This is a genomic window from Paenibacillus allorhizosphaerae, from assembly GCF_042659105.1.
Taxonomy (GTDB): Bacteria; Bacillota; Bacilli; order Paenibacillales; family NBRC-103111; genus Paenibacillus_G; species Paenibacillus_G allorhizosphaerae.
The window spans coordinates 739,899-750,238 of record NZ_JBHSRV010000002.1 but is presented as its reverse complement, the minus strand read 5'-3'; the positions used below and the strand labels follow the sequence as shown (position 1 = coordinate 750,238).

General features: G+C 53.8%; 6 protein-coding genes. All 6 read right to left on the bottom strand.

Annotated features, from left to right (window positions below; all coding sequences use genetic code 11):
• Positions 1-193: 193 nt before the first annotated feature.
• Positions 194-3,859, bottom strand: a complete 3,666-nt coding sequence (locus tag ACFQI7_RS12160) for a dynamin family protein (RefSeq protein ID WP_218100582.1) — start codon at positions 3,857-3,859, stop codon at positions 194-196.
• A 67-nt stretch (positions 3,860-3,926) separates the two neighbouring features.
• The gene (locus ACFQI7_RS12155) at positions 3,927-4,199 is read right to left on the bottom strand and encodes an NAD/NADP transhydrogenase alpha subunit (protein ID WP_218100583.1); all 273 of its coding nucleotides are present in this window, start codon (positions 4,197-4,199) and stop codon (positions 3,927-3,929) included.
• Positions 4,200-4,220: 21 nt separating this feature from the next.
• The gene (gene nth / locus ACFQI7_RS12150; protein ID WP_218100584.1) at positions 4,221-4,907 is read right to left on the bottom strand and encodes an endonuclease III; all 687 of its coding nucleotides are present in this window, start codon (positions 4,905-4,907) and stop codon (positions 4,221-4,223) included.
• A gap of 169 nt (positions 4,908-5,076) precedes the next feature.
• Complete coding sequence (locus ACFQI7_RS12145) at positions 5,077-7,809, bottom strand: S-layer homology domain-containing protein (protein ID WP_218100585.1); 2,733 nt, start codon at positions 7,807-7,809, stop codon at positions 5,077-5,079.
• Between the two features lie 44 nt (positions 7,810-7,853).
• Positions 7,854-8,441, bottom strand: coding sequence for a GerMN domain-containing protein (locus tag ACFQI7_RS12140; RefSeq protein WP_218100586.1), 588 nt, complete (start codon positions 8,439-8,441; stop codon positions 7,854-7,856).
• 13 nt (positions 8,442-8,454) lie between these two features.
• On the bottom strand, positions 8,455-10,128 hold the full coding sequence (locus ACFQI7_RS12135; protein WP_218100587.1) for an N-acetylmuramoyl-L-alanine amidase: 1,674 nt from the start codon (positions 10,126-10,128) through the stop codon (positions 8,455-8,457).
• Positions 10,129-10,340 lie beyond the last annotated feature (212 nt).

Below are 10,340 nucleotides of genomic sequence, written 5' to 3'. Positions count from 1 at the left end.
TGCCTGCGATTCTAAAAAAAGAAATACTGCTCATCGAAGCGGAACTATACGAACAAGCGCTTGCTCCAAAGTACGGTGGCCGGATAGGGTGAATATCGTTGGCGATGGAGCAACTATGTTATATCGCTCCGCGATTTCAGATTGATACAAAAAAGCGGGGTTCACCAGTCCCCGCCGTTCCTTCCCATCCCGCTTACGCTTCGTTATTCTCGATAAATCGCAGCAAACGATCATGCTTTTGGGCCAGCTCGCTCAGATCAATCTTCATCTCCAGCGCATCGATCAGCCCTTCGGCATGTTCCTCCAGCGCCAGCGTCATCCGCTCCGTAACCATGCGATATGCATCCCGCAGTTGGTCCGCATAAGCCGCCCCAAGCGCTGCCGCTTGCTCCTCGGCAAACCGCGTCATCGGCTCGTTCAGCCTTGCCTCGAGCTCGGTCCGAAGCTTTTGCTTCCCGTCCCCTTCAAAAAACTGCTTCGCATTTTTGAAGAAGCCGGACAGCCATTTGGCTCCGATGTCTTCCGCCGGCAGCGAGCCTTCGAGTTCGGGCGTTCGCAGCTTGAACGGTTCAAAGCCAGCGTCTTCGAAAGACGGGATGCGATCACGGATCGCATCGGCTAACTGCCGGGCGGCACGCTCCGCCAGCTTGTTGATTTTGTTCTCGACTCGCAGCGTCGTTGCAAGCACTTCCTGCGTCAGATCGAAGGAAATCATCCGCCTAAGATCTTCCCAAGCGGACACCAGCACCATTTTCGTATCCCGCGTATCTTCCCTGAAGACGGAAGGATTGAACGCCAGATTGAACAAATCTCCGAATCGGTACGCCGTCCGCTGCTTCACATAATAGAGCAGCTCTTGAATTTCTTTGGCAAGCTCCCGCAGGTCGGCTTCCGGCTCAAACGCGGCAAGATCGGTTTTGGCCGACGCCAGCTTCTCCGAAAGCTCGCGCGACTGGCGGCTCCGCTCGTCGGCGTCCGCCTTCGCTCCTTCCATCCAATGCCGTAGTACGCCCGCCGCTCGGCGAATGTCGGAAAGCCCTGCGTCGATCGCCATTCGGGGCAGCTCCTCGAACGTAAAGCGTACGAACTGCCGTTCGAATGGCAATATGCCGGACTGTGCCATGGTTTGCCGATCGTGACTGATCTTCCCTTCCAGCGCATAGTAGCTGGACAGCGGATAAATACGCGGATTGCGGATGCCGTGCTGCAGCAGGTTGCTTTCCAAATGGCCGACCACGCCTGCCAGTTCCTCTTCCGAAGCGGCCAGGTCCGCAGCATTGACGATAAAAAACATTTTATCGAGCTCGAAACTGTCTTTTACCCGCCCCAGCTGCAGCAAAAATTGTTTGTCCGCATGCGAGAACGCATGGTTGTAATACGTAACGAACAAGATCGCATCAGCGTTCTTGATATAATCGAAGGCGACGCCGGTGTGCCGCGCATTGATCGAATCCGCGCCTGGCGTATCGACCAGCACGACCCCCTGATCCGTAAGCGGATTGGCGTAATACAGTTCAATGAGCTCAACGAAGCACGAACGGGTCTCATCGGCGGCATAATCGCCAAATTCCTCCGCGCTCACTTTCAGTTCCTGTCCCAGACTCGGACTCATGGCGTCCCAGCCTTTTTCCACCGCTTTGAGGAACGCGTAATGGGGTTTGCCTTTGCCCGGCACGTGCTCCGCTTTCAGCTGCGATATCGCGTCGACGGCTTGCTCCAGCGTACCGGCGGCAGCGCCGAGCACTTCAAGCGAATAGAGCACATCGGACTCAAGACGTTCCCTGCTTTTCATTTTGACTTTGGCCGTGCCGTGCGGCCAACCGGCCTCCGGCTCCGGCGGCATGATTTTGTTGATCGCCGCCGTCGTCGGGTTGGGCGATACGGGAAGCACCCGCTCGCCGATCAGCGCGTTGGCAAATGAAGATTTGCCCGCGCTGAAGGCGCCGAACAGCGCGACCGTAAAGCGGTTGTGCTCCAGCCGCTGCGCCTTCTCCCGCAAGGAGCGGCGGATCGTCTGCAGCGCGGCGACGCCTGCGAGCTCCTCCGCAGCGGCGGTGAGCCGCGCCGCGGAGGAGCGCAGCCGCCGGCGGTGGTCGCCCGCGGCAAGCGCCGGCGCGCCGTCGTCGGCGCTTGCCGTGCCCGGCGCGATCCGCGCGAGCGCTTCGCGCAGGTCGTGCGCTGCGGGCGCGGGAGTGCCGGCCGCAGCGGCCGCGGGCGCCGCCTCCGGCGCAGGCAGCGCAGGCGCGACCGCGGCCGGCAGCTGCGCTTGCAGCGCGGTGCCGTAGGCGGCCTCGGCCTGCGCGAGCCGCTCGAGCTCGCGCAGGCTGCCAAGCCGCGCCTCGAGGGCCGCGAGTTCGCGCCGCAGCGCGTCCCGGCGCGGCGCCAGCGCTGCATCCAGCGACGCAAGCAGGGAGTCGAGCGCCGCGAACGCTTCCTTGCGGTACAGCGACTTCGCTTCCGCAGCAATTTGCTTCGAATAATTCAGCGTATATTCATTCCCGAACACAGCAGCTTCGTTCACTTGAGCGGCCAGCCATGTCGGCGAAATTTCACCACGAATGCTATCCGCCGCTTCCGTCACGGCAGCTTGCGGAAGGCCTTGCCCTTCGAGCCCCGCCTTAACCGCCTGCTGTACATGCCGCGCCAACTGCGTCTCGACCTGCGACGCAAAATCTTTGTGGAACGCGGCCAGCCGCTGCTCCACTTCCGTTGCCGTCTTCGCGGCGGAACCGAACCAGCCGACCTTGAAGCCCGGCCGGCGGCTTTCCAAATAGACGTGCGCGAGATCCCGCGTCACAGCCGGGGTGACGTTCGCGTTGTCGAGCACCGACGCGACCGATTTGCGCACCGCCTGATCCAGTTCCTGCGGCAGTGCGGCAAGACGCGCCAGCTCCGCGCTCACCTGCAAATAAGCTTCCTGTGCCGCTTCAGTGCCCTCGTCGGCGGCAAGCTTCGCGCGCAGCGCTTCCTTGGCCGGCTCATTCGCCTCGGCCATCTTGGCGGCATGCGCCGCAGCCAAAGCGCGGGCCGACTTCTCCAGGCTTAGCCGCACAAGCGGCTCACGCAGCTCGATCAGCCGTCCGAGCAGCCAGTCGAGCTTGTGCCACTCGCTCGCCGGATGATCCGGCACCCGCACCGAAGTGTAAAGGATGCCGTCGGGACGAACATGCCAGTTCGCGAAAGCCTCGCGAACACCGACCTGGTATTTCTCGAACGGCAGCTCTTGTTCCCGGTGCTTATCTACCATGTTGACGATCAAATAAAGCGGTTTGCCCCATTCCGTCATTTTTTTCGTAAAGGACAAATTGATTTCCGATTGAACATGGTTATAATCCATGACGTAAAATACGACATCGGCCAAATGCAGCGCCGATTCCGTCGCAAGCTGATGCGCATCGTCCGTCGAATCGATTCCCGGCGTATCCAAAAGCGCAGCGGCCTCGCCAAGAAATGGAATCGGATAACGGATTTCCACCGTTTCAATTGATTCCCCGTTGCGGCAGTGCTCGGCCAGCTCCTCCAGCGGCACCTGCTCCACCTTCGCTTCCGAGTACTGTCCTTCGCCAAGCCGATGAACGACCTGCGCACCCGCTTTCCCATTCACGATGCTGACGATATTTGCGCTTGTCGGAATCGGACTGGACGGCAGCAGCGGATGGCCGCACAGCCGGTTAATCAGACTTGATTTTCCTGCGGAGAAATGCCCGCAAAACGCAATCGAGAGCCGTCCGCTCTCCGCCTTCGTCAGCAGTTGCCGAAGCTTCCTCCCATTTTCCGCGTCACCGGCCTGCTCAACTTGAACGAGCAGCGCCTGCACCGCTTCGACGGTTTGTTCCCCCATTGCCATTACGCTCTTCATCCTTCTCCCTACCCCTGACTGCTCTATATGAAAAATATAAAAAGAAAAAACCGAATCGCTTCGGTTTTTAGTGTACCATACTTTCCGCTTCCGGGATAAAAATTTCGAATACGTCGCGATGCTGCAAAATCGTAATATCACGGTCGCGCACTTTCATCACGACGACTTCAGGACGCTGCTTCATGCGGTTCAAATAGTTTTCCGGCACGCTTCCGGATTCCGAAACGGTAATGCCTTCCACTTGTTTCTCTTCGTTTTCCTGCAGCGGCGTTTCCAGCACTTTCTCGTAGATGTCCGAGAACACTTCAAAGTCGTTTGTATATACCGATATGCATTTCATTATGGTTCAATCCTTTCTTTTTTACAACTTGGCTTCTTTTTCCTTCTGTTTAGGTTGCCTGCTCGGGGACGTTTTCATACGTTTTTTTCCCTCGCGACAGTGCTCGACCAGCGGGCAAATTTCGCATTGCGGATTTTGCGCCTTGCAATGGTACCGTCCGAAAAAAATGAGACGATGATGCGTTTGTGTCCATTCTTCCCGGGGAACCCGTTTCATCAGCTTTTTCTCGACTTCAAGCACCGAATCTTTCTCACCGGCAAAACCTAACCGCTTGGACACACGCTCCACGTGCGTATCTACCGCAATGGCTGGAACGCCAAAAGCATTGGAAACGACGACGTTCGCCGTCTTCCGGCCTACGCCCGGCAGCTCGACAAGCTTCTCATGCTCCCGGGGAACATCCCCGTTATATTTGTCAAGCAGCATGGCGCACAGCGCCTGAATATGTTTGGCTTTGTTGCGGTACAGTCCGATTCGACGTATATCCTGCTCCAGTTCTTCGAGAGGAACAGCCAAGTAGTCCTCCGGCCGTTTATACTTTTGGAAGAGCGTGGCGGTAACTTTGTTCACTGTTTCATCCGTGCATTGCGCGGACAAGAGCACGGCAATCGTCAATTCGAACGGATTCGAATGATGGAGCTCGCAGTGGGCGTCAGGGAACATGGCTGCGATCGTATCGAGTATGTATCTTGCTTCCTTCTGATTCAACGTCCCTGCCCCTTTCATTCCCTTTCTACCAGTTTACCGAATCGAAAGAGTCGAATCAATCTCTGTACTGGGGAAAATAAGAACTTTTTACGAAAAAAAACCGCCCATGCAGCAGATTGCCTACTACATAGACGGGAGAAGTCCTACAAAAGTTACATTAATTAATAGATTATTTCTTTTCGATCTCGATAATTTTGTCATCCAGCACATAAATCGTCACTTCTTCGTTCTCTACGAACGCACTCGCTGCGACGGATTGGGTCCCTTTGTGCAAATACGCTTTGGCGAAGAAGTTATACGTTGTTTTGTCGTTGTTTGAGGTTGGCTTCAAATAAAGCTGATTCAGCACCGTATCATAGGAAGAAATGGTGCGCTTGGACGGCGTAGCGACTTGAATAATCGTTTTGTCATTCGCGTCTTTAATAATTTCCACGCGGTCGTCCGGTTTGATCGAGCTCAGCGCCGACGAAATCGATCCGTTCAATTTAACGGTATACTGTTGACCGACGGGCAGTACCTGGACGCCGCCCTGGAAGTCCTGAATTGTCAGCGTACCGAGCGATACATCCATCGAAGTAACTTTCCCGCGAACCGTATTGAGCAGTACAAGCTGATCCAGCTTCGTTCCGTTGAACGTTGCCTTCACATATTCGTCAAGCCCAATATCTTCGAAACTGTGAGAGGCTTTTCCGGGATTGACGATTTTGTCGTTGTTCTCGATGACAAAAGTCAAAAGCGTCCCGTTCTCGTCTTTTACGCTAAGCTGGCGGGTACTGACGTTCGTAACCAGCGTTTTGTAAACGCCGACCTTCTTGACCGCGATCGAGCTGATGTATTCCTGCGCACCGCTGCTGATGCCAAGGGCAACCGTATCCCCGACTTTCAGGTCGGACATCGTTGCGCCCGTTTTGTCCAACGTTTCGACCGGCGTGGTCGATCCGCCCTTAAACGAAAGGTTTTGGCCGCTGGCGCTGCGGATCGTGATTTCTCCCATTTGCGCATTGAGCTGCGCTACGGTTCCTTCGATCTTCGTCGTATTTGCGATTTGCACGATTTTGTCTTTGGAAATCTTCAAATCAACCTTCGTATTTTTAACGAAAAGCGTTTGGAAGCTGCTCATCGGAATCGTGCTGTCTCCATAGCGGATAATCGTTTTGTCTTCAAGCTTGAACGCCGCTACGCTGCCGTTGTCCGTAGTAATCGTAAGCACTTTCGAATCGTTATCGTAACTCAAAATGGAAGCAAACGTATATTGCTTTACCGAACGGTTAGTGACGGTCGTATTGATCACCTTATTATTCAACAGGTCGAGCTTTAACTCGTCGCCGACTTCCAGATCGTACAAGCTGGCGCTGCTCATTCCCTCGATCGTTACAAGCGCGTTGGTGGCGATATAGTATGCCTCCAGCGCGGTGCCGCCGCTTCTGGTGATCGTCATGATTTGTTTGTCATCGCTCAAGCTGATCAGCTTACCTTGCACCGTTTCGCCGAAATCCGCCTGTTTCGTAATTTTTATTGCTGTAAGTACATTTGCTTTTACGTCATAGGTGACGGTATCGCCTACGCGCAGCTTGGTTAAATCAACAAACGTGCCGTTCGCTTGAGTAACCGCAACTCCGTTTTTCGTGGAATACGTTTCGTTTTGTCCGCTTTTTTCTAGGAACGTGATCTGGTTTTGATCCTTGTCGATGCTAAGGACGGTTCCTTCCGCCGTTTTGCTGACGGGAGCCTGTTTCACGACAATTTGCGTAATTTTCGGATCTTTGAGCAGCGTAACACGTTGAAGCGCGATGATGCTGCCTGGCGCAATTGAACCGATGCTCAAGCCGCGTCCATCTTTATCCGTTACCGTAACGTTCTGGGCGATTTCGAATAATTTCTTTTGATTGCCTTGCTGAATCGATACGATCATTTGGTCCAAATAAATTTCGTTCAGCGTGCCTTCGTTCGTTTCCAGTTGCTGCTGATCGTTCGTTAATTCGATATACAGCGCGTTGCCCGAATTTTGTACAACATAAATTTCGTTCGTCAGCTTGATGGAAGACAGCGGAATTCGCGTATCGTCCTTGGCATTATAGACGACGGTATCCGATGTTATCGAATAATCCTTCGTTTCGCCCTGCGCATTCAGAACGCTGATCTTCCGGTCTGTTTGTCCCATCAGGTAGCCGGTCATGACGCGGTCGGAGCGCGTCGTCAGATGCTTGTCCGCGCGGCTGAGGAAGGTGGCCATCTGCGCCCGCGTGACTTTTCCTTTCGGCTGAAACGTGTTGCCGTCCATGCCCTGCACAATTTGAAGCTGTACTGCGGCATTTACATATCCATTCGCCCACGAAGACATCTCGGTGGCATCATTGAACGTCGAGCCTTGGGTTGCCTGCTGATTCGCCGAATTTTGCTTGCCGATCGCGCGGATGACAAGCTTTGCTACCCATTCGCGTGACGCTTCGCGCGAGCCCCATGCGGTTTTCGAAGCGCTGTCGGCCATTTCTTCCTGTCTGTCGATCAAGCCGCGCTCGAATGCATACGCAACGTAAGGTTTAAAAAACGTATCCACGCTGACGGGCAGTACCGTATCCGCCTTGCTCTTCAGCGCTTCGGATTCAAGCCCCATCATGCGCAGCGCCATGACGATGACTTCCTGCTGCGACACGGTGTTTTCCGGTCGATATTCTTGCTTTTCGTATCCTTGGATAATCCCGAGGGAAGCCAGCTTCGTAATATGTTTGATGGCCCAGTGCGTGGCGCTTACGTCGGCAAAACTGAGCACAAGTCCGCCAATGGCACTCGTGGAAGTATTCGTCACGGGGTCCGCCGCATAGGCCGGACTGCTCATTAGCATGGACAGGGCGAGCGCGGCCGCGGCCATTTTTCGCATCTGTTTTTGTTTGTTCCTTTTCATGAATAAACTCCTCTCGGTCTATCGGTGTTCAATTCGTCATGATGTTATTTCTGGCCTCGCTTGAATGGGTGCGGAAGATCCATATGCCCCATCAAGCTCTCCACTTTCTTCCCGTCGAGCAAAACGTCGAACGTTTGAACTTCGCTAAATTGGAACAGCGTGTTTTGCAGCGCGCGCAGCAGCATCTCCTCCCCGCCGGAGCCGAGTCTTGATTCCGGTGACATCGATAAATCGATCGTCAACGCGCCGTTTTTGAATACAACGGACTTAAAGGTGAAGCCTTTAAATAAAGGAACGGCTTTCGGGTCGCTGCTGACCGTAAGCGCTTTGAGCGCGGCTGCGTACTTGTCCTGGTCCTGTTTATACGTTATCGATACTTCTTTCTCAACAAGATTCTCCAGCTTGTCATCAGAGAAATAAGCTTTCATTTTCAACTGCTTTTCCTGAGGCTGTACCGGCGTTTGCGGCGTCTGGGGCGAGGTACCCTGCGTATTGCCGCTCCCGCTCCCTTGCGAAGATGTGGCAGGAGGTATTGCTCCTGTTCCCTGCGGCGCAGGCTTTTGCCCGCAGCCCGATACCAGCAGGGCGACGACGGCTGCTGCTGCCATTCCTTTATGCCATTTCTGTAGCATCGTTACCCACTCCTTAGTCGATATTCAGTTGCTTCTTGATCGCTGCGACGATGGATGCGGCAACTTGGTTCTGGAACGATTCCGAATACATCTGCGCTTCATCCGATCGATTCGATAAAAAACCGATTTCAAGCAATACGGAAGGCATGGTCGTATTCCTTATGACATGGAAGCTTTCTTTCTTCACCTTTCGATCCGGGAAACCTGTTCCTTCCAACAAATACTTGTGCATCAGGTTCGCGAATTCCTGACTTTGCGGTGTGTAATAATACGTTTCCGTCCCGGACACGTTTTCTTTGGTAGCGGAATTGCCGTGAATCGAGACGAACAGGTCGGCCTCGATCTCATTTGCTTTCCCCGCGCGATCCGACAACTCAATGAACGTATCGTTTGATCGCGTCATGACGACTTCGATCTTGGACTCCTTTTGAAGCAGTGCGGCCACTTTCGTAGCGAGCGGGAGCACAAAATCTTTCTCGTTTCGCTTCGTTACCGAAATCGCGCCCGTGTCCGTGCCGCCGTGCCCCGGATCGATCACGACTCTGTATTTTGACTTCACTTGTCCGGTTTGACCGATCTTCACGGAAAACTCACCGGTTGGCTGCACATCCGTCATCAAAAACTCATATTTTTTCGGTAAATCTATTACTATTCTAACGATAGATGGCTCATTTGAAAATAGCGAATAACGAATTTGCGAGACTTGCTCGTTTTTTTCAGCCACAATTCCTTCCTTGTTCGGACCGACTTTTGCCGCGAGCGACTCGTCAAGCTTGGCCTTCGGCACGTCGATGACGATCCGGTACGGTTCCGCCAGTTGAAAAGCTTTCGGTTTCAATGTCTTGTCCGTCGTTTTTATCGTGACCGTATCCCCTTGAAGCAAAATGGCTTGTACGAGCGATTCACCCGGGTTTACGGTTTTGTCACCGCCGGTGGCAGGGGGCGTCATCGTATTCGGCTTTCCGGACGTCCCTGCGTTCTCCGTTTTATTGTCCGTTGGGCTATCTCCCGCTTTCACGGTCGTTCCGGGGTCTGTCGAAAATGCCGGTTGATCCTTGGAGGCGTCTTTGGACGGATCTTTGGGTTGATCTTTTGACGGATCTTTTGATGGATCTTTGGTTTGTCCCGCTGCCAAATCTTTCGATGGATCGTTCACGTTGTCCTTTTGCCCGGACGTCTCGCCTGCGTTGGCACTGCCGGGCTTGCCGTCCTGCGCGGAGCCGTTCGCTGCATTATTGCCTTGTGCGGTCGAATCCTGCTTGGGTTTATATAAAAACACCGAACGCGTCGCTTCCTCCCAAGTCACATCTACGCCAAGCTGTTCGCTGACAAAACGGAGCGGCAGCATCGTATTACCTTCGATAATCGCGGGAGCCGTTTCCAACAAGTACTGCTTGTCGTTAACGACTGCGTTTTTCTTGTCGATGAACAGCTGGATGCTCGTTTGTTCCTTGTTAATCGTTACTTTGCGCTCTTTGCCCTCCCATGCCACCTTGGAGCCGATCGATTCGGCGATGATGCGCACCGGCACGATGGTATTGCCCCCCACGATCTGCGGCGAAACCTCGGCAACGAGCGGCTTACCGTCCATAAAGAGCTGAACGGACGGCATAGCGGCATTGGCAAGGGTCGGCAGCAAGAGGATCGACATCAGCAGCATGATGAACCAAGCTGTAATCATCTTCATTTTCTGCACCTCGTTATGTATGTTTTTGAAGATTTATGTGGAACGCCGGAGCACCATCGTACTCCATGCCGTATTAAGGAACACACTGGCGAAATATACCATTATCTTAGACTTAATTCTACCAAAAAAGTTGCACTTTCTGCTAGTTTCTGATGAATTAAATAGATTACATGCGAATGAGCCAGAAAAACGGAAAAATCCGGCGGTTTTTG